This window comes from Shewanella sp. (assembly GCF_048265805.1).
Taxonomy (GTDB): domain Bacteria; phylum Pseudomonadota; class Gammaproteobacteria; order Enterobacterales; family Shewanellaceae; genus Shewanella.
Window position 1 is genome coordinate 115,540 of record NZ_JBLXAT010000007.1, and the last position, 20,325, is coordinate 135,864.

Annotated in this window: 19 protein-coding genes; 9 read left to right on the forward strand and 10 right to left on the reverse strand. The window is 49.9% G+C overall.

Annotation, left to right across the window (positions count from 1 at the left end; translation table 11 throughout):
- Positions 1-31 precede the first annotated feature (31 nt).
- From ACN0TT_RS07150 to hldE, 7 genes are all read right to left on the reverse strand, one after another.
- Positions 32-622 (reverse strand): hypothetical protein, encoded by a 591-nt coding sequence (locus ACN0TT_RS07150; protein WP_417761452.1) that lies wholly within the window; start codon positions 620-622, stop codon positions 32-34.
- Positions 623-670: 48 nt separating this feature from the next.
- Positions 671-1,015, reverse strand: coding sequence for a hypothetical protein (locus tag ACN0TT_RS07155; RefSeq protein WP_417761453.1), 345 nt, complete (start codon positions 1,013-1,015; stop codon positions 671-673).
- Between the two features lie 372 nt (positions 1,016-1,387).
- Entirely contained in the window at positions 1,388-2,488 is a 1,101-nt protein-coding gene (locus tag ACN0TT_RS07160; protein WP_417761454.1) for a rhomboid family intramembrane serine protease, read from the reverse strand.
- 8 nt (positions 2,489-2,496) lie between these two features.
- Positions 2,497-3,069 carry a hypothetical protein gene (locus tag ACN0TT_RS07165; RefSeq protein WP_417761455.1) on the reverse strand — a complete coding sequence of 191 codons (573 nt, stop codon included), beginning with the start codon at positions 3,067-3,069 and terminating at the stop codon, positions 2,497-2,499.
- Between the two features lie 80 nt (positions 3,070-3,149).
- Positions 3,150-3,623: a TetR family transcriptional regulator gene (locus tag ACN0TT_RS07170; RefSeq protein ID WP_417761456.1), complete on the reverse strand. Its 474-nt coding sequence runs from the start codon at positions 3,621-3,623 to the stop codon at positions 3,150-3,152.
- Between the two features lie 110 nt (positions 3,624-3,733).
- Positions 3,734-4,582 carry a hypothetical protein gene (locus ACN0TT_RS07175; protein ID WP_417761457.1) on the reverse strand — a complete coding sequence of 283 codons (849 nt, stop codon included), beginning with the start codon at positions 4,580-4,582 and terminating at the stop codon, positions 3,734-3,736.
- Complete coding sequence (gene hldE / locus ACN0TT_RS07180) at positions 4,583-6,013, reverse strand: bifunctional D-glycero-beta-D-manno-heptose-7-phosphate kinase/D-glycero-beta-D-manno-heptose 1-phosphate adenylyltransferase HldE (protein ID WP_417761458.1); 1,431 nt, start codon at positions 6,011-6,013, stop codon at positions 4,583-4,585.
- A gap of 105 nt (positions 6,014-6,118) precedes the next feature.
- On the opposite strand from hldE, the gene ACN0TT_RS07185 reads away from it, so the two are divergent.
- Complete coding sequence (locus ACN0TT_RS07185) at positions 6,119-7,045, forward strand: LpxL/LpxP family Kdo(2)-lipid IV(A) lauroyl/palmitoleoyl acyltransferase (protein ID WP_417761459.1); 927 nt, start codon at positions 6,119-6,121, stop codon at positions 7,043-7,045.
- A gap of 8 nt (positions 7,046-7,053) precedes the next feature.
- Here ACN0TT_RS07185 and ACN0TT_RS07190 read toward each other — a convergent pair whose 3' ends face one another.
- Positions 7,054-8,781 (reverse strand): potassium/proton antiporter, encoded by a 1,728-nt coding sequence (locus ACN0TT_RS07190; protein ID WP_417761460.1) that lies wholly within the window; start codon positions 8,779-8,781, stop codon positions 7,054-7,056.
- Between the two features lie 747 nt (positions 8,782-9,528).
- On the opposite strand from ACN0TT_RS07190, the gene ACN0TT_RS07195 reads away from it, so the two are divergent.
- Positions 9,529-10,440: a L,D-transpeptidase family protein gene (locus tag ACN0TT_RS07195; protein ID WP_417761498.1), complete on the forward strand. Its 912-nt coding sequence runs from the start codon at positions 9,529-9,531 to the stop codon at positions 10,438-10,440.
- Between the two features lie 63 nt (positions 10,441-10,503).
- Here the strand turns inward: ACN0TT_RS07195 and ACN0TT_RS07200 are convergent, their stop codons facing one another.
- Complete coding sequence (locus ACN0TT_RS07200) at positions 10,504-11,310, reverse strand: M14 family metallocarboxypeptidase (RefSeq protein ID WP_417761461.1); 807 nt, start codon at positions 11,308-11,310, stop codon at positions 10,504-10,506.
- Between the two features lie 98 nt (positions 11,311-11,408).
- The gene (glnE, locus tag ACN0TT_RS07205; protein ID WP_417761462.1) at positions 11,409-14,267 is read right to left on the reverse strand and encodes a bifunctional [glutamate--ammonia ligase]-adenylyl-L-tyrosine phosphorylase/[glutamate--ammonia-ligase] adenylyltransferase; all 2,859 of its coding nucleotides are present in this window, start codon (positions 14,265-14,267) and stop codon (positions 11,409-11,411) included.
- 215 nt (positions 14,268-14,482) lie between these two features.
- Between glnE and ACN0TT_RS07210 the strand changes: the two genes are divergently transcribed.
- From ACN0TT_RS07210 to ACN0TT_RS07240, 7 genes are all read left to right on the forward strand, one after another.
- On the forward strand, positions 14,483-15,433 hold the full coding sequence (locus ACN0TT_RS07210; RefSeq protein ID WP_417761463.1) for a hypothetical protein: 951 nt from the start codon (positions 14,483-14,485) through the stop codon (positions 15,431-15,433).
- A gap of 24 nt (positions 15,434-15,457) precedes the next feature.
- On the forward strand, positions 15,458-16,357 hold the full coding sequence (locus ACN0TT_RS07215) for a DUF350 domain-containing protein (protein WP_417761464.1): 900 nt from the start codon (positions 15,458-15,460) through the stop codon (positions 16,355-16,357).
- 3 nt (positions 16,358-16,360) lie between these two features.
- Entirely contained in the window at positions 16,361-18,079 is a 1,719-nt protein-coding gene (locus ACN0TT_RS07220; RefSeq protein WP_417761465.1) for a polyamine aminopropyltransferase, read from the forward strand.
- A 78-nt stretch (positions 18,080-18,157) separates the two neighbouring features.
- Positions 18,158-18,571, forward strand: coding sequence for a YjfI family protein (locus ACN0TT_RS07225; protein WP_417761466.1), 414 nt, complete (start codon positions 18,158-18,160; stop codon positions 18,569-18,571).
- A 10-nt stretch (positions 18,572-18,581) separates the two neighbouring features.
- Positions 18,582-19,274 (forward strand): PspA/IM30 family protein, encoded by a 693-nt coding sequence (locus ACN0TT_RS07230; protein WP_417761467.1) that lies wholly within the window; start codon positions 18,582-18,584, stop codon positions 19,272-19,274.
- 2 nt (positions 19,275-19,276) lie between these two features.
- The gene (locus tag ACN0TT_RS07235) at positions 19,277-19,930 is read left to right on the forward strand and encodes a hypothetical protein (RefSeq protein ID WP_417761468.1); all 654 of its coding nucleotides are present in this window, start codon (positions 19,277-19,279) and stop codon (positions 19,928-19,930) included.
- A 6-nt stretch (positions 19,931-19,936) separates the two neighbouring features.
- Positions 19,937-20,266, forward strand: a complete 330-nt coding sequence (locus ACN0TT_RS07240; RefSeq protein ID WP_417761469.1) for a hypothetical protein — start codon at positions 19,937-19,939, stop codon at positions 20,264-20,266.
- Positions 20,267-20,325 lie beyond the last annotated feature (59 nt).

The window sequence follows — 20,325 nt, forward strand, 5'->3', positions numbered from 1 at the left end:
ATCTGCATCGGCTTTTTTGTAAGGCTCGCGCCTAGCCATTAATCACTTGTTTTTCCAAGTTATGGCTTTGGCGAATTTGCTGCAAAATATTCAGCACACTAACCTCATGCTGAGCATTCGGTTGTTGGCGCATACGCTGCAAAATATCTTCTGCGGCTAACAATCCGCAAACGTTACCACGCTGATTAATCACCAACAGAAAGTCACGTTGCACACTACGGAAGCTGGCCAGTACATCGGCCACGGTGGCATCGGCTAACTCATCTTCGGCAACCGCCAACATCTCATAACGTGGCAGCATCATATCTGATACGGTCCAGCTTGATGGGCCATGGGCCTTATCAACGTACTTAGCCAAACTATCAGCAGATAACCAGTTACGGCCAACAATGCCCAAAAACTCGTGGCGCTCATTAACCACATAGTTAATCTGACTGTTCTCGGCGTCCATGATATTGAACGCCTCAGGGGCTGGCATATTCGCGGGTAAGGCCATGCGCAGTTGATGATCAAAAGACATCATAGCGTCAGTGGCAGGAGATTCAGCGCTCAGCGCAGCTACCGCAGTAGACTGGGCTAAAGTTTGCGTATCGTTCAAACAAAAGGTTGATAATGTTTTCATTGTGCACCTCTGCAAAAATTTTCATTTTTTTAGTTCGCTTGATTTGGATTAGGCCAATCCAGTCAACGGTGGTGCACGGCTCGGCGCCATAAAATAGCGCGGTAGGACATGACGAGATGAGGCCAACGTCGTTGACACTATCTCTTTTAGCAGGGCAAAACGCGCCTGCGGTTTGGCTCGCTTTTGGGGCTCCAGCGGCTCGAATGACTCTGATAAGCTTTCTGGCACAACCATGGCACTGGTCAGGATGTGGGCCTGAACAGCACGATGCTCATCAGAGCTGAGAACTGTTTGGTGTAATGGATTAATCCGTGACGCACCGGCAGCAGATAGCACCAGCGTCAGGGCAACGCCAAGGATAAATAGTGCTATGTTTCTTTGCCAGTTGCGCATGTTTGTGATCTACCTCACAGTTACACCTTGGCATTGACACTAGCACGAAGATTCGATAGGGAGCAACTAAAACCCTTGCAAACGACTAAAGATTTTTTACGCTGACCTAATCGATAAAACAGAAAGAGAGACCCACTAGCGCTGCTGGCCAAGTTGGCCATGTCGCACACTGGAGCGATAACACATTGAAGTGCATTTAATTAAATAACTGCTTGATGATGACCACTATTAGCTAGCTTTGGTACACATGCTCTAGCCTAAAATGCTGACAAGAGGTCACCCACAACCTGACGTAGCCACGCTGCCGGTCGATACAGCACGGCTACGCTCACGATCTCAGGCACTAACCTGATAGTAATTAAGCCGCTGAAGTTATTTAGTTGGCCGCGCGTCACGCCGCCAACGCAGAACACCTTGGTGCATAAGTGCTACCATTGGATTATTAGCGAACACTGCGGCTCGATAGCGCCAGCCGATCACTAAGCCTGCCACAAACCCGCCGATGTGCGCCCAATAAGCCACACCAACGCCCGCTTGCCATAAGCCCCAAAAGTTCATGCCCAGCCAGATGATGAAATACCACTGTACAGGCAGGCGTAACTGCACCACCAACAACATAAATGACAACTTGGCATTACGAAACCACAGCATGTACATGCCAAACAATCCAGCGATGGCACCACTCGCGCCGATCATCGGCACGGTAGAACTGGGATCAGCAGCGATGTGGGCGAATGCCGCCACCAGTCCGCATAGCAGATATAGCAACAGATAACGCACGCGCCCCAACACATCTTCTAAGTTGTCACCGATGATGTAGAGGAAGTACATATTACCGATAATGTGCAGATAACCGCCGTGCAAAAACATATGCGTTAGCAACGTCCACGGTTGCTCGCCTTGGAGCAGCAGTGCTGGCGTGAGTGACAGTTCAGCTTGGTAAGGTGCCAACCAGCCAACTTGCAGTTGGTAGCAGGCAAACATAAAGATGTTGAGCAATATCAATGCCCATGTCACCCATGGCCGGCCTTTAGGTTTAAGATTGGTTTCAACGGGCAGTTTTAAGAGAAACTGGAACAGCCAAGCGCCCATACCAAGTTTGCCTTGCAATTGCTTGATGAAGTCAGCCGCGTTGGGCGTATCGACCACCACTGAGCGCGCCGCTTGTTCGACCCAAGTGCCTGCGCAGTCTAAGCAGCGCTGCACCTCGACCTCAACACCATTTAGCAGGTAGAAACGCCCTAGTTTTGAGCGACATTTGGGGCAAGCTCGGCGGTCATAACCGATGAAATCACCGAGCGACGATTCAAGTTTGACGTCATCGTAACCGTTATCTGCGCTAGATAGGCTGCTATCAAGCTCGCCATCATCAAACCACATACCGCCGCAGCGGCCGCATAAATCAACCTTTTCGCCGTGAAATTCGGCAGACTGCAAGCGTTCAAAACGACAATTAGGACAATGAGCTGCCATGTTCCACCCTACACGCCGACGTTGCTTTGTTTGAGCTCGAATGCGAGATCTTGATAGTTATGTTCCAACTTCGGCAGTGTCTCGCTCTGCATCTTGGAGCATAAAGCTTCTAACTCGTCTAAACCTTGGCTACGCATCATCTCGCGCGCTTCCATCCGTTGCAGCAACACGCCCACTTGCAGATAGAACTGACGGATTGGCGTAAGCAGCTCGCTCGGGGTTTGCAAAGTATTAGGGGAATACTTCATGTTAGTCCACACAAAGTCAGCTAAGTGTGGATGAACACGTTCCAGATAAGGAGGCCGATTTTCACGAGTGGTTTTGACATAGTTGAGCAGAATGTCGACATTCTCGCTAACTTCATCATGCAATGAACGGCGTAGATAATAGTTGGTTTGAGCATCGTCGATGTTATCGAAGGCAATGGCTTGGTTAAGCCCTTCTCGCCCCGCCAGATATACCCCGGCAACGGTAGCAACAATCATAAACGCTTGGCTAATCCAAAAGCTGGTTCTCGCCAATTCACTATTGTCGAGGCGCACGGTTTTACTCCGCTCGACCACCTTGGTTCCATCGTTCAACGTCTTTCTCCACTCTCAGCTAAATTTTGCGAGCCGATATACTAGCGAAAACGTGACGAGATGACTACGAAAACGACGGACTACGCCGCTAAGCTTTGCTCTGCCAGCAGGGTAACGGCACTGCGCCCCAGCAGTTCGCTCACCAATTTGCAGCCCGCCTCGCCAAAGTGGCGCCGCGCGTGCGAACGAGTCACCTCGATGGCTTCAAACTGTTGTACTTCAACACCCGCTCGAGCGCAGAAATTGAAAAATAATCGCAGCACCGCGCGTAACTCAGCTACATCTAGTGCGTTGAGCCAACTCAGCTCAAACCGCTCAAGGCTGGCAAAATCTAACGCGGCTACAAAAAATTCGGCAATACGGCCGTTAAGTGCTAACAGAAAATCGATTTTACGAGGGAAATGGTGGGAGATGCCAGTACGACTGACACCCGTTGCGTCAGACAAGGTACTGTATGACATATTGTCATACCCAATGGTTAAAATTTGCTGTAACGCTGCATCTTCAATTTGACGAATTGTCAGCGCTGTTTCAACTTTGGAACGCTTGGCCATCAACAGCCCTCTAACAAGCTCAATGTAGTGGGAATTAGAGCTTAACAAAGGCGCTTAACCAATAGCCAACAGCTTAAAGTTACTTTAGTTACGTATGGGCGAAGATCGCGTTATTTGGTAGCAGCACGATGTTTTTCCAGCAAATTCTGCTCGGTCATCCAGCGTTCGGCCGCCGAATCCCCCATCACCCGGCGCAAAGTATCGCCGATCACTTGCCCTAATGTGGCTCGGCGCCAACTCATATAATCCGGCAGTGATTGCCAACGCCCCATACCAAATAACCGCTGTAACAAGCCGGAAAACTCCTGCAACTCATCAGCGTTATAACGTTTGGTGGCACGAAACATCGGCAGCAACCATGCGGCAAAGCTGCTGTGTTGCAGCTGCTGCACATCAACATTAGCTAATTGCGGCGCCAGATATAGCGCTGTCCAATGGGAGAAGTTTTCGATATCGGCAAACACCGCCATATTTCGGCGATCCAACTGCTGTCTTGCCAGCACCAGCTCGCCCGTTTCCTGCACACTGCGCCACAACATATAACAATCGGCTAGCCATTCATGTTCTAACGGCGTCAAGTTATTGGGCAGTTGTCCCTGATACTGTAGATGGGTGATGACTAAGTGGCCTAACTCATGCCATAAGGTGAGTTCCGCCTGCTGCGCTAACGGCAATTGGTAGACAGTATCGTTCCATAACGCGCTGATACTGTGATTAAGGCGGTCGGGCGCCCAGAGGATGATGCCAGCAAATTGCTCGCCATCGGTGGACATCGCCATGGCAGCGCGCAAGCCAAGCTGCCGCTGCACGGTGGACAACTTGGCCGGAAACCGGCGCTGATATTGAGCCGGGATAGCTGCTAAGCATTGGGTGTATTGCTCTGGCGGGCAGACTAACGCTTGGCGGTCCCCCACATCACTCCAAAACAAACTGCTCGCCAGCATCCCTGCAATCAACATTTAAGGTTTATCCATGATGCGTTGGATAATCGCCGTGGTGGAGATGCCATCTTCAAAACCGAGCACTTTCACGCTACCACCCGCAGCGATCACTTCCTGCCCACCAGCGATCTCCTCAACCCGATAATCACCGCCTTTGACCAGCAAGTCTGGCAACAAACGGGCGATTAAACGCTGTGGGGTGTCTTCGCTAAACGGCACCACCCAATCGACAGCAGCCAGTCCCGCCAATACCGCCATACGGCGCTCAACGTTGTTGACCGGACGACCGTCACCTTTGAGACGTTTCACCGAAGCATCATCGTTGACCGCTACAATCAAACGGTCACCGAGGGCGCGCGCATCTTTCAGATAAGACACGTGACCAGCATGCAAAATATCAAAACAGCCGTTGGTCATCACAATACGCTCACCGCGTAGGCGAGCTTGTTCCATGGCGTAAGCCAACTGCTCTTCACTCACCACGCCAAAACCGCTTTCACCTTGGTGGGTTGATAATGCTTCAATCAACTCAATACGGCTAACGGTCGATGTACCAAGCTTGCCGACCACCACACCCGCAGCGGTGTTGGCGATAGCGCACGCTTGTGGCAGATCGCTGCCTGCAGCCAGTGCAGTCGCCAACGTTGAAATCACCGTATCACCGGCACCAGTAACATCATAAACTTCACGTGCCACCGTCGGAATATGCAACTCATGACCATCACGGGTAATCAAGGTCATGCCTTTTTCAGAGCGAGTGACTAGCATCGCTTCTAACTCATGTTGAGCGATCAAACCGCGCGCTTTCTCCACCAAGTCGGCTTCAGAAGTTACCGCGCCGACCACCGCTTCAAATTCGCTCATATTCGGGGTGATCAGCGTCGCACCGTGGTAGCGGGCAAAGTCGCTGCCTTTAGGGTCAACCAACACTTTCACACCTTGTTCACGCGCTTTAGCAATAAAGGCACGCGGGTCAGCGATGGCGCCTTTGGCATAGTCAGACAGAATCGCCACATGGCAGTTTGCTAATAACGCTTCCGCTTGAGTGAGCATCTCAGCGCTTTGGCTGGCGGTAAATGGCTCTTCAAAGTCGAGGCGGATCAGTTGCTGGTTACGGCTGAGCACGCGCAATTTAGTGATAGTTGGCTTATCTTCTACTTGCAGCCATGCAGGGCTAACACCTTGAGCCTTAAGGCCATTCGTCAGCGCAGTAGCGGTATCATCGGTACCAACAATCCCGCTCAGCGCCGCTTGTCCCCCCAACGCAGCGATGTTGAGCGCCACGTTGGCAGCACCACCGGGACGGTCTTCAATCTGATTGATTTTTACCACGGGCACAGGCGCTTCAGGAGAGATACGTCCCGTTGGCCCAACCCAATAGCGGTCGAGCATCACATCGCCAACCACTAATACGCGAGCTTTTTCAAACGGTGGCAGGGTCACTTTCATTTAAGACAATCCGAACAAGGCTAAATTTAGTGTGGGATTGTACCGAATTTTTGCGTGAAATTGCGCTAGAATAACCGCTAATTTTTATTGTGGGTAAAGTAAAACGTGGTCGAGAAAGCACAATTTTCAAAACAGTTGCTGCATCCAAAATATTGGTTGCTGTGGTTTGGGGTCGGCTTAACACATCTGCTGACACTATTGCCAATGAAGTTACAAATGCGTTTAGGTGCGCTTTTTGGCCGAATGGCAATGCCATTTGCTAAAAGCCGAGTGAACACTGCCAGACGCAATTTAGAGCTGTGTTTTCCGCAGATGGCAGCAGCCGAGCGGGAGCAGTTGCTTAAACGTAACTTTGAAGAAACCGGTAAAGCGATTTTCGACACCATTAACGCTTGGTGGTGGTCAAACAACCGCATTCAAAAACATATGACTATCAAAGGCCAAGAATATGTGCAGCAAACGCTGGACGCAGGCCAAGGGGTGATTCTGTTTGCGGTGCACTGCTTGCCACTGGAAATGGGCGCCCGTATTTTTGGCCAGTTTAATCCGGGCGTGGGCGTATATCGACCGCATAACCATCCAGTGATGGAATACCTGCAAGTGAAAGGCCGTTTACGCTCCAACAAGGCACTGATCCCCAAACGCGATCTACGCCAAATGGTGCGTAGCCTGCGCGCACCAAACGTGATTTGGTATACCGCCGATCAGGATTTTGGCCGTTCTAGCGCGATCTTTATTCCGTTCTTTGCTGTACCAAATGCTGCCACCATCACCGGAGGCACTACGCTCGCGAAACTGGGTAAAGCCAAAGTGTTACCATTTTTTGTGGAGCGTAATGCTGATGATAACGGCTACACCATTGAGATTGAGCCGCCGTTGGACAACTATCCTGGTGAGAGTGAAGAAGCCGATGCCATTCGCGGCAACGGCATCATCGAACGGCTGATCTCACGCAATATGACCCAATATATGTGGTTACATCGCCGTTTTAAAACTCGGCCAGAAAAGAGCGATCCCTCACTCTACAAATAAGATGACCACTACTCCGCTTGGGTTGGTAGACGAATACCAACCCGAGTAACCTCCCCAAGTTGTACTTCTGACACAATCCAACCAATCCCTTGCCACATAAAATGATCGCCAACCACTGGCGAGCTGCCCAGTTGCTCTTTCACGAGCTCACCCACCGTCATCAGTTGATGATCTTCATCCAATAAGAAGCCGTAGACTATCGCCATATCGGCCAGCAGCACGTCCATGGTCATGAAGAAATCACCAAAGAAACGCGGAACATTGGTTTTTTCCGGCGCCTCACTAAACATACGACTCAGAGCATCAAGGTCAGATTCTTTGGCCAGCACACACAAAGTATCGCCCGCTTTCAACGTGGTACTACCGGAGGGGTGCATTAGTTGATTATCACGAAATACGGCGGCGATACGGGTGTCGTTGGGCATGCTCAATTGCCGCAACGGCTCACCGATACACCATTTACTTTCACTGAGTTTGTAGACGAAGATTTCCCACTCGCTGGCGGGATAGATCTCCACCCCTGAGCGCGATACTGGTTCTGGCTTAGGTGGCAACTCCACCTTGGCTAAACGCGCCGCATAGGTCAACGTACTGCCCTGTAACAGCAGCGACACCAACACCACAAAGAACGCCAAGTTGAAATACAGCTGAGCGTGCGGCAAGCCCGCCATCATTGGAAACACCGCCAAAATAATTGGCACCGCACCACGCAACCCCACCCACGAGATAAAGTGAATTTGCCGCGCTTGAAAGCGCCGAAACGGCGCTAAGCTAATCCATACCGCCGCAGGGCGGGCGATAAAGATCATCCCGAACGCCAACACAAACCCTGGCAATGCTACAGCTTCTAAATCGGTCGGCGTCATCAATAGTCCCAACACTAAGAACATACCGATCTGACTCACCCAAGTCATACCATCGAGCACACTCAAAATCGCATGTTTACTGCGAGTCGCGCGGTTGCCAACGAATAGGCCGGTAAGATAGATAGATAAAATGCCACTGCCACCTAAGGCATTAGAAATGGCGTAAACAATCAAGCCGCCACTCAATACCAGAATAGAGTACAGCCCTTCCGGCAGTTGAGTGCGATTGACCAAGCGCCAGATTAACCAGCCGCCGATCAGCCCAAGCAGAGCACCAAATCCAAACTGTTTGATAAAGCTCAGCAGCAGTTGGCCCGCAGAAACATCATTAGTGCTCGACGCGAGGATACTAATCAAAGTCACCGTAAGGAATACCGCCATCGGGTCGTTACTACCCGATTCAATCTCCAACGTAGAACCAACCCGCTCGTTGATTGGCCGACCTTTGAGCAAACTAAATACCGCCGCGGCGTCGGTCGACCCGACGATGGCGCCAAGCAACATGCCTTGCAACCAATTTAGGCCAAATAGATAACTGGCCAGCAAGCCAGTGAGACAGGTAGTGATCACCACGCCCACGGTAGCTAACGACAATGCCGGCCACAATGCGACACGAAAACTGGCGACGCGCGTCCGCATACCGCCGTCCAGCAGAATCACCGCCAGCGCAAGGTTACTGACTAAGTAGGCGATGGAGTAGTCATTAAACACAATGCCGCCGGGGCCATCTTCGCCCGCCAGCAAGCCAACACCAAGAAACACCACCAAAATAGGAATGCCGAGTTTAGAAGAGAGCGGACTAAGCAATACACTGATAGCAGCTAATAAAGCACCGACCAGAAAAAAGCTGTTTATCGTGTTTGCATCCATGACGACTCCTTCTACATCAAACCAATCTCAAGCAAATTACCCCTATAGCTATAGAATTTAGCATAAAAAGTGATTATCCGAATGATTTTTAATTAATTTTCATTATTTAAAAACACAATTATTGCAGCAAATCAGTAACATTTAATCAATGATATAAGCTATTTACACCCGTTACTGTTAGTGCAAACAGCCAACTTTTCAAAATTGCCTTTTACCTACCGAGACTTAGTGAGAGTGCAAGCAAATCTTCACGACAGTCTGGATCGGCAAGCCACAGCTGTTCTAAGCCGCTAACTGCAAATTGGCGCTTGGCAACGTTGGCTAACGACGAAATGCGTTAGCGTCCAAATCCACGTAGGCCGTTGCATTAGCGTTCAGCCCGCCAATACATGAAACATGTTTGCCGCTAAGAATACTCGTTCGGCAAAAGTGCACCGACTAGCTGCACGAAATACCATGACCTCGGTAAAACGTCAACCAGAAGACATTAACCGTTCACTCCGCGTGTTGTTAGCGCTGACATGCCTGCCCGACGCTCAATACATTCTCCCCTTGATGGGTGAAAACCTGTAAATTTGCGCATCAATTTTTCATTGAAGTAACGCCGGTGTAAAAAGCGACAAATACAGTTGGGTTTCTTTAACGATTTCACTAGAATAGAGCCCTCGCGCTCAGTTCAGGCTGGCCTAAGTTTGGCAAGTTAAGCTGAGTTCAATGGAAGGCATTAATAAAAAGCTGAAAGGTTGTATGAAGACGTCGATAATCAGCGCCCTATTATTGGGACTCACCACTCTCTCAACTGCGCTTGTCGCCAAAGAATATCCGTTACCCAGTGAAGGCAGTCGCCTCATCGGCCATAACGAATATTATGTTGTGCCACATAAGAAGCTGACTCTGGAGGGGATCGCTGCCGATTTCCAACTGGGGCTGACCAATATGATGGAAGCCAACCCTAGCGTCGATCCATTTTTGCCTCATCCGCAAAGTACGCTGGTCATTCCGCACCAACTGATCCTGCCTGATGCGCCCAAAGAAGGCATCGTCATCAACGTGGCGGAGATGCGCCTGTATTACTATCCTAAAGGCCGCAACGTGGTGGAAGTCTTGCCTATCGGCATCGGCCAACTCGGCACTGATACGCCAGAGAACTGGGTAACTAAGATCCGCCGCAAGAAAGCTAATCCAACGTGGACGCCAACCGCCAAAATGCATAAGGAATATGCTGCCCGCGGTGAAAGTTTACCAAAAGTTTGGCCAGCCGGCCCAGATAACCCGATGGGATTATTTGCGTTGTACTTGGGCAACTTGTATGCCATTCATGGCACCAATGCCAGTTTCGGGATTGGCCTGCGCGTAAGCCACGGTTGTGTGCGTTTACGCAATGATGATATCGAATATCTATTCAAATCTGTGCCTGTCGGCACCCGCGTGCAGTTTGTCAATCAGCCAGTCAAAGCGACGGTTGAACCGAACGGCCGCCGCTACCTTGAAGTGCACAATCCGTTGTCGCAAACTCAAGAGGAGTTTAACTCTGAGTCGCCTGCGGTACTGCAATTGACACCGAAAATGGTGCGTTTCATCGCCGATAAAGATACTCACTCACACGTACTGAAACGTGTGCTGGATGACCGCAGCGGTATTCCAACCCAGATTAACTAAGCGGTAATTACTATTAAAAAAGCCTGCAACGTTGCAGGCTTTTTTATTAGGTAAATCATAGTATTAATGCGCTAACGTGTAGTCTACAAACCGTTGCATTACCGCACTGTTTGCCAAAATACGGCGGTCGAAATTCTGGGTGGCTGGCGTTTCGCTACATGCGCCTACTTTCGCCCCGCTGCGTACTAACCAAGCTTCAAACGAACTATCAAAATGGTTAAAGATAAAACCATTCTCCACTGGACAGCCGTCAATATCATCATCCTGTGCCACATCAAACGACTCAGCCAACGCCCCCAACAACTGTTGGCTAAAGCTGCCCGGCTGTTGCCGCGGCTCAAATGAGTAGAGATAAGTACGAGTTTGCAGCACGTCTTCATGGCACGTCAAAATGCCATCTTTACTAGCCGCCTGCAGCAACTGCGCACTTTCTAGCAGGATCTTACCTTCTACCGTGGGCTTGGCATCATCGACACCGGCCAGATAACCGCGGTTGGGGTTTTCGCCAAAGATATTGAAGCGATGCCCCTTAATAAAGCCGGTAGGGTTATTCAACGGTAACAGTGATAAGTTGACCTGCTCAAACAGCTCTGGCGATAAGCCTGACAAAAAGTGCAACATGCCCCATGGCCCTGCCGCTTCTTCACCATGGAAGCCGGAACTGATCAAGATTGACGGTAAACCTGCCGAGGCTTTCGGTGACTGCAGCAGCAGCAACGGATGACCTTCAACTTTACCCAAAGTGCGAGGTTTTAGGTTCAGTCGTTGACACTCTTCATCAAGCAACGCCATGTAGCGTTCAATGTCATGACTTTCACAGGTAAAAATTTCAGATTGCCAGCTGTAACGCTGATAGGGAGAGCGACTCATCCATACATTCCTTTGAACTTACTTCGCTGCCATTTTAACAGCTCACGATTTTTATGCCTTACAAATCATCATGTGGATTTTTCACGTTAATCGCTTGATCAAACGCGAATCCCCAACACATCTTGGTAGATCTCAATCACCTGTGTGGCCGACTGGCGCACTTGTTCCCAAGGCAACTGTGTCGGCTTACCTGCTAACGTTAAATGGTGGCTCTCATCGCGTAGATGGCAATAGATCTGCGTTAATGCTTGGGCGCACATGACAGGGATTAACTCTAACTCGGCAGCCACTTCAAAGATGCGTACATTATCCGACCACATACAGAGTTCAGCATATTGATGGGCATTCGCCAGCACTAAATACTGCGCAATAAATTCAATATCAGCGATACCACCCGCGCTCTGTTTCAGGTCGAACATCTCTTTCGGCACTTTCAGCAGGTGCTCGCGCATTTTAAGGCGCATTTGGTGGACTTGCTCCGCCAACGGCTGCGGCTCGCGTTGCATACTCAGCACATTATTGCGAATATCGGCAAAGCGTTCAGCAAGGGCATTATCACCATAAATAAAGCGTGCCCGCACTAATGCTTGATGCTCCCAAGTCCATGCTTCTTGCTGTTGATACTCGGCAAAACTGTCGATACTGCTGACTAACAGTCCCGCCGCGCCACTCGGCCGCAAGCGTAAATCTACATCGTACAAGATGCCAGACACAGTGCGAGTAGAGAACAGGTGCTGAATGCGTTGTGCGAGCTTGGCGTAAAACAGGCCGACTTCAATCTGTCGCTCACCATTGGTGGTGCCTTCAACCGCATTGTGCAGAAACACTAAGTCGAGGTCGGAACCATAACCCAGCTCAATACCGCCCAACTTGCCATACCCCACCACGGCAAACGCCATATCTCCCGCACGAATATCTTGCGGTTCACCAAAGCGTTCCGTCACCTGTTGCCAAGCGTAGTGCACCACTTGCTCGATTAATGCCTCGGCCAAGAACGTCAAGTGGTCGCTCACCTCCATCACTGGCAGCACGCCCGTAACATCGGCAGCGGCAATTTTTAACTGCTGTGACAACTTGAATTGGCGCATACCTTCCATCAGTTGTTCCATATCATCAGCGGGAATACGCAGCAGATATTGGCGTAACTCACTGGCGTAATCGTCCAATGAGGTAGTGTTATACAACTGGGCGGGTTCAATCAGCTCATCAAGCAACATCGGGAACCGTGCCAGCTCAGAGGCAATCCACGGACTGGCACTACACAGGCTGATCAACTGCTGACGAGCGCCAGGGTTTTCGTAAAGCAATTCAAGATAGGTGGTGCGGGTAAGGATCTGCTCCAGTACGCCACACACCGGCTTAAAGGCATCGGCTGGCGCATTGGTTAAACCGATCTCTTCCAGCAGCTTCGGCATTAGCTTATCTAACGTTTCACGGCCGCGCGGCCCAATCGAACGACGTCCGACAGTGTCTTTCCACGCAAATAACGTGTCGGCTAATGAGTCGTCCTCAAAGCCATGCTCGGCGAGCAGCAGTTTGGCATCTTCAAGATGTGGCGCGCACCACAGCTGCACGGTCCAGCAATCATAAACCGCTTCGCTACTTTCCTCACCCCCGACCGCATCGCGGAAGTAGCGGTGGATCTTAGTCATCGCGGCTTCAATATTGGCGCGCAGCTCCGCCTCATTGGCGGTATCGGTGGCATAACACAATCGGTGCCAATCTAAGGCGTTATCTGGCAGAGTTTGTGTCTGTTTATCATTAATCGCTTGCAGCAGGTTTTCCACTTGCCGCAGTAACGAATAGGCACTACGCAGTTCCTCAGCGGCAAAGTAGTCGAGCTGATGAAAGTGATATAAGGCGCCAATCGCTTCATAAATGCTTTGGCAGCGAAGCTCCGGCTCTCGGCCACCACGAATTAACTGGAAACTTTGCACCACGAACTCGACCTCGCGGATCCCACCGGCCCCAAGTTTGATGTTGTCGGTCAGTTGCCGACGACGTACTTCTTGGGCAATCAGTTGCTTCATGCGGCGCAGTGAATCAATAGCAGAAAAGTCGATGTAGCGGCGATAGATAAATGGCCGCAGCAGATCATGTAGCTGATCAGAAAAATGATTCCATGGCCCCAGCGCGCGCGCTTTCACCATGGCGTACCGTTCCCACTCGCGGCCTTGCTCTTGATAATAATCTTCCAGCGCGCTGTAGCTCACTACCAGCGGGCCACTTTCACCGTACGGCCGTAAGCGCATATCGACACGGAACACAAAACCATCCGTGGTCACTTGCCCCAGCAAATTAACGAGACGCTGCCCCATACGGATAAAGAACTGCTGGTTGTCGAGAGTGCGGCGGCCACCAACGGTTTCACCATGTTCTGGAAAGGTGAAAATCAGGTCGATGTCGGAGGAGAAATTGAGCTCGCGGCCACCGAGTTTGCCCATGCCGAGGATCATCAATGGCTGCGGTGTGCCCTGCTTATCGCATGGCGTACCGAGTGACTGACACATATCGTTATACAGCCAATCGCGCGCGGCAATAATCAGCGCTTCAGCTAATACTGACAGGTCCAGCAAGGCATTTTCTAGTGGTGATAGGCAGAGAAAATCGCACCAAGCTAAGCGCACCATCTGCTTATTACGGTATTGACGCAATACCTGTTTGGCTTGTTCTTCGGTGCTAGCCTCTTGCATTAATTCATGCAATACCGCGGTAAAATTTTGTCGTTCTGGGTGGTTAAACCCGTGCTGAAAAAACTCGCCAATCCATTCGGGATGACGGCACAGTTGCTCGGCGACAAAGTCACTTAGCCCCAACACACGGCGCAAGCTAGCTAACTGCTCAGGCAGCAGTTGCTCCCACTCCGGCCACACTTGCTGCAGCTGAGCGAGGTGTTTATCTGCGACTTGATTGACGAGCCCAGAATCATAGTCCGTGCGCTGTGCGTTCATTCCCATTTAGCCCCACTAATTTTTGTTCGACATAATATGTCAAAAAATGTTATAGATCCGCGTACTCTTCGTTTGTATCATGCACATGACTCGACATTATGTGCTGGTATAGTTATCGATTGATGAGTACCAGTCGGACAGGTTACACCAACTCAACGCATGAGCCTATGGCAGGATGAGAACAGTGTGTTTAGGCTAATGTTAAATTAAATGGAGATTACATGGCGAGGATGTTAATCCGAGTTTTCGGCATATTTTTGCTGCTGTCCCTCGTAGGATGCGGGGATAATACTGCCGAAGAGATTGCCCAATATCAGCAGCTCGATAGTCAACGGCTCAACAGCTTGAGTCAAAAGTTAGATAACAACGAAATTCGTAATGCCATGTTGTTAAAGCAATATGCGCAAATTTTGAAGAATGAACGCAGCGATCTAGCCCCATTACTTGATCAACTAGCGCTGGATGCCACCAAAGATGGCCCAAGCTTTAAAGCGTTGGTACAGCGTCTAGACGATGCCAAACATACCCCCAACTTCCCTGACAAATCGGCACAACTTCAGGAATTAAAAGATATCTACGATGCCACTGAACCTAATCAGTTCAACGATCTGCTGTCAGATCAGGTCAACGTGATTGCCGACATGTCTAATGGCAAGTTAGCGCGGGTAAATGCCATCAGCCCAGCAGCGTCAAAAAATGCCAATAATGCAGAAGACTTTGGCGCCGGTAGCCAATTGGTCGGTAACCCTAATTATGGCCACTGGCAAACCAACAGCAGCGGCATGTCGTTTTGGGAATGGTATGGCATGTATTCCATGTTCAATAGCATTTTCAACCGCCCAATCTATTACGACAGCTGGTCGCGTCATCGCGATTATAGCTATTACAACGACGTAGGCCGTTATCGCTACACCTCACCGAACCAACGCAAAGCGCAAGATCGTGTCTATCAACGCACGCAAAAGCAGTTCAGTAATCAAGGTAAACGCTTTGAAAGCCCCTATGCTAAATCACGTACTGGTTCTACTGCATTGTCACGCCAAAGCCGCAGCACACCTGCCCCCACGGCGTCTCGTAGCAGTGGCAGCACGTTCCGTTCTAACTACGCCAAGGACAGCAGTTTTAGAAACTCTAGTTCGCGCACTTCCCGTGGCATTAGCCGCGGTAAATAACTGACAAAGATACAAGGAATAACAATGACGCTTTTTCAGGAATTCGGTATTACACAGGAACTGGCGATTATCCTCGCCATCGACCTCGGCATCGCCGTTCTGCTGTTAACACTGATGCGCTACATGCAAGGCTGGAGTGCAAAAGTAAACAGCCGTGACGAACTGGCTGTACGCGATAACTTTGCTTTTGGTATTAGCACTGCAGGTGCTGTCGGCGCGTTAGGTATTGTGCTTACTGGGGCCATTACTGGGGCCGCCGCACATAGCTACGCCCAAGAAGCTATCGGCATGGCCGCCTACGGTATTTGCGGTTTGCTGCTGATTAAATTCGGTCGCTATGTGCACGATAAAATCGCTCTCAACCAAGTGGATAAAACCGCAGCGATTTTGAAAGGCAACATTCCAGTGGCGATTGTTGACGCCGCTGCTGCCATGGCTACCGCGTTGGTGATCCGCGCGGTATTAATTTGGGCGGAAGATTTAACCATTAATACTTTCATCGCCATCTTCAGCGCCTTTGCGGTATCGCAATTGATGTTGGTGGTATTAACCCGCGCGCTGGAAATCTTCTACCGCCGTCGTAACCAAGGGCATTCACTGCAACAAGCATTGGAAGAAGGCAATACCGCACTGGCACTACGTCACGCGGGTTCTATGCTGGCGATGGGCTTTACCTTTAATGCGGCCAGCCATTTCATGGTGTATGACCCAACCACCTATGTGACCAACCTGATCGGCTGGTTTGTATTTTCACTGATGATGCTGTTGGTATTAAGCATTCTGCTGTGGATTGTTAAAAAACTGGTGTTGGCACGTATTGACCTGTCTGACGAAATTGAACGCCAACAAAACATCGGTTTGGCGGCAGTAGAGATGGCAATCAGCATCTCGATTGCGGTGGTTATGACAGGATTGATGGCGTAAGTTATGGCCGAAAATACCATGCAGGCGAAGTCGCGGCGTGGTCCTCACTGGTTTGATGATGCCCTACTGCTGGGCATCATGGGGATCCTCGCGGCCTGCGGCCTAATTTACGAATACCTCCTATCCCACTACGCTGGTCGCGTACTTGGTGCACTGGAAGCCGCCATCTACACCATGATCGGTCTGATGATCGTATCAATGGGCTTTGGTGCCTTTGCGGCACGTCATATCAAGTCAGCTTTCACCGGTTTTGCCATTCTCGAACTCACCGTGGCGCTGATGGGCTCGTTGGCCATTTTAGTCACCGCCGCCATCATCGGTTTTGGTCATGCGTTGCCTAAAATTGTGGCCGAGACCCTAGGTTTACCGCCTGACCAACTGCCTAACGGCGGTTTCATTGGTGATTTTCAAGAGTGGGCGGTTTATCTGCCGTATGTATGGGGCGTATTGCTCGGTCTGATGATCGGCATGGAGATCCCGCTGATTGCTCGCGTACGCCAAGCCTTATCGCAAGAGCATCTACTGCATAATGCAGGCACTATCTACGGCGCGGATTATATCGGCGCTGGCATTGGTGCAGCGATTTGGGTCGCCTTTATGCTGGCATTGGATACACAGCTGGCAGCGTCTCTGACCGCGGCGTTTAACCTGCTCGCCGGACTGCTATTTATTCTGCGCTTCCGTAAACGGATTAAGGCCGCCAAATGGTTGTTGCTCGGCCACAGTTTTGCCGCAGGCGTGCTGCTGTTGCTGGCGATTAAAGGCCCGTTTTGGGAACAGAGTTTCAACAACCTGCTGTATCAAGACAATGTGATTTATGCCAAAGCTACCCGCTTTCAGCAGATCAATTTCACCGAACGTTTGATGGGCAACAAACTACCACCGGCGTACAGTTTGTATCTCAATGGCCGCTTACAGTTTTCGTCGATTGATGAACACATCTATCACGCTTATTTGGTGCATCCGACCATGGCAGCCAGTGCCCGTCACGATAACATTCTGGTGATTGGCGGCGGTGATGGTTTGGCGTTAAAACAGATCTTTAAATGGCAACCGAAACATATCACTTTGGTAGATTTGGACGCTGAGATGATTAAGCTGTTTTCCGATCCGCCAGAAGAGATGCCGCAACGTTTGCGCCAAGCCTTGCTTAAACTCAATGGCAATGCATTTCATGATCCGCGTGTGCATGTGATGATTGATGACGCGTTCAACGGCGTAGACAAACTGATTGCCAAAGGGGAGAAGTACGACACTGTGATTGTCGATCTGCCCGACCCATCGCACCCCGATCTCAATAAGCTCTATTCCGATATGTTTTATCGTAAATTAGGACAACTGCTGAGTGCAGATGGCGCGATCACCATTCAATCCACCTCGCCGTACCATGCGACAAAAGCATTTTTATCTGTTGGTAAAACGCTGGCGGCAGCGGGGTTTGATGTAAAGCAGTATCACCATAACGTACCAAGTTTTGGTGAATGGGGTTGGACGATAGGCACATTACAAGGGCAAAATGCGGAGCAACGGCTATGGCCAATGCAGGAGCTGCCCGTGCCAGACTCATGGTTAACACCAGATTTGGTGCGCGCATCGTTTGCGTTTCCAAAAGGCTTTTACAGTAAGTTAGACCAAGTGAAAGTGAACGAGTTAGGCTCCATGCAGCTATATCATTATCACCTGCAAGCATGGAAAGATACGCAGGGGATTGCCACGTTTTAAATAGTCGAGATAACACTTGACATATTATGTCTCAGTGTTATCTTAATCCACAGACATAATATGTCAGCGAGGAAAGAGATGAATATTCACACTATTGCCAACCATCTTAACGGGATTGGCGACGGCAGTTCTACTGGCTTTCAGTTTGACTGCTACCCCATTGATGGGGACGTGGAAGTATTGCAAGTGAATGTGGTTGGCCGTGAAGAGTTACCGATTTTTGTATCGGTCACCGAGAGCCAAGTGCTGTGCATCAGTTATCTGTGGGGTGAAGAGGAAGTGATTCCAGAAAGCCGGACCGAAATGTTTGAAACCATGTTGAGTTTCAACATTCCCATGCCGCTGTCTTCATTCGCAAAAATAGACGACAAATATGTACTGTTCGGTGCATTGTCGCTCGAATCCAGCATGCTGGAGATTGAACAAGAATTGTCAGTACTGTCAGACAACTGTCTGGAAGTTATCGACGAAATGGCCGACTTTTTGAAATAAGGAGCCCATCATGGGTATTTTGAATAAAATTTTAACTGCATTCCGCGGTGGCGCCACTGAAGTCGGCCAAAGCATTGTCGACGCAAACGCTACCCGTATTTTTGAACAAGAGATCCGCGACGCGGAGAAACATCTGACCAAAGCCAAACGTGAATTAACTGACGTGATGGCCAAAGAGATGCAAGCGGCACGTGAAATCGAACGTCTGAAACGCTCTATCGCTGAACATGAAGGTTATGCCACCCAAGCGCTGGAAAAAGGTAACGAGTCACTGGCGTTAGAAGTGGCACAAAAAATTGCTGAGCTAGAGCAGCAGCTGGAAGAACAAACCACAGCTAACCAAAGCTTTAGTGCTCATGCCGCCCGCTTGAAAGAGCTTGTTAAGAAAACAGAACGTCAGTTGGCCGACTATCAACGTCAGCTATCGATGGTTAAAACCACTGAAAGCGTACAGAAAGCAACGGCATCGATTACCGATTCATTTGCCTCAAGCAACTCTAAACTGCTGAATGCAAAAGATTCTTTAGAGCGCATCAAGGCACGTCAACAACAGTTTGATGACCGCTTGAAAGCTTCTGAAGACTTGGAAGCTGAAAACAGCGATGCCTCACTAAAGGCCAAACTGGCTGAAGCTGGTATCGGCGAACAGAAAAGCAGTGCCAGCGATGTGCTGGAACGTTTGAAAGCGAAGAAAGGAGCCTAAGGATGGGCTTCTTTGGCAAGCTGTTCGGTAACGATGATGAACAACCAGCACGGCAGCTGAATCATCCATCACAACTCAACGTGGGTGATATGATCACCCTCGATGACAGTTTTGCCCTGCCCCCGCAGCTGCGGGGGCAGCAATTACGCGTTGAGTTGGTCAATACTTACGAATTTGAACGTGAACATACTCCGGAATGGGTGCTCAAAGGGAAACTTGGTGATACTCTGTTTATGGGACTCGACGATGACGATGAAGTCTGGTTGAGTTTCTCCATAAAACTGCCGCGTGCTGATGTTGAAGCCTTGTTCGATATGGATACCTTTGCTGAAATTTTTGCAGAGCCAGGAGAAGCTGAGCTATCTCCACGGCCACTCACCAAAGACACCGAAATATTCGCACAATGGCTAGGCGAGCAGTACTACCAAACAGGGTTCGCACGGTTTGGATACTTCCACAAAAAAGATTATCGCAATGGTAAACCTTCGCAATATGTGGAAAATAATCCCGGTGAACCTTTTGAATCCTATGAGTTATTGGATAGCCAGGAAACTCACGCCATCGAGATCGAAGTGTATGAAGGCGGTGACACTGATGTCATGCTGACGCTCTATCGACCGTTGAGTGATATTCGAGAATATTGGCCCGGAGATTAGAGACGAATGAGTAAAGACCACCCATTACCGGAAACTTGGCTGCAAAACCAAAAAGCAGCCAAGGCTACCCAGGTTGCTTTTGACCTAGATGAACATTTCCAGTATTCCATCCGCAAAGCCGCGTTGGATCGGGGGGTCAGCCCATCAGACCAAATCCGCATGATTTTGGGGCTCAGCGTTTCACGCCGCCCCAAACGTCCTCGTCTCACCGTATCACTCAGCGCTGAAGATTACGTACTCCTCGCCGAAAAATATGGGCTGCCACCTGATGCACAGCTTGATATCAAAAAACGTGTGTTAGAAGATCTGGTGGATTACGTTAACGACCAGAAATAAACCCATTTACAGTTAGGGTAATAATTTCTAACCTAGTTGTACTCGACACTAACGCTACA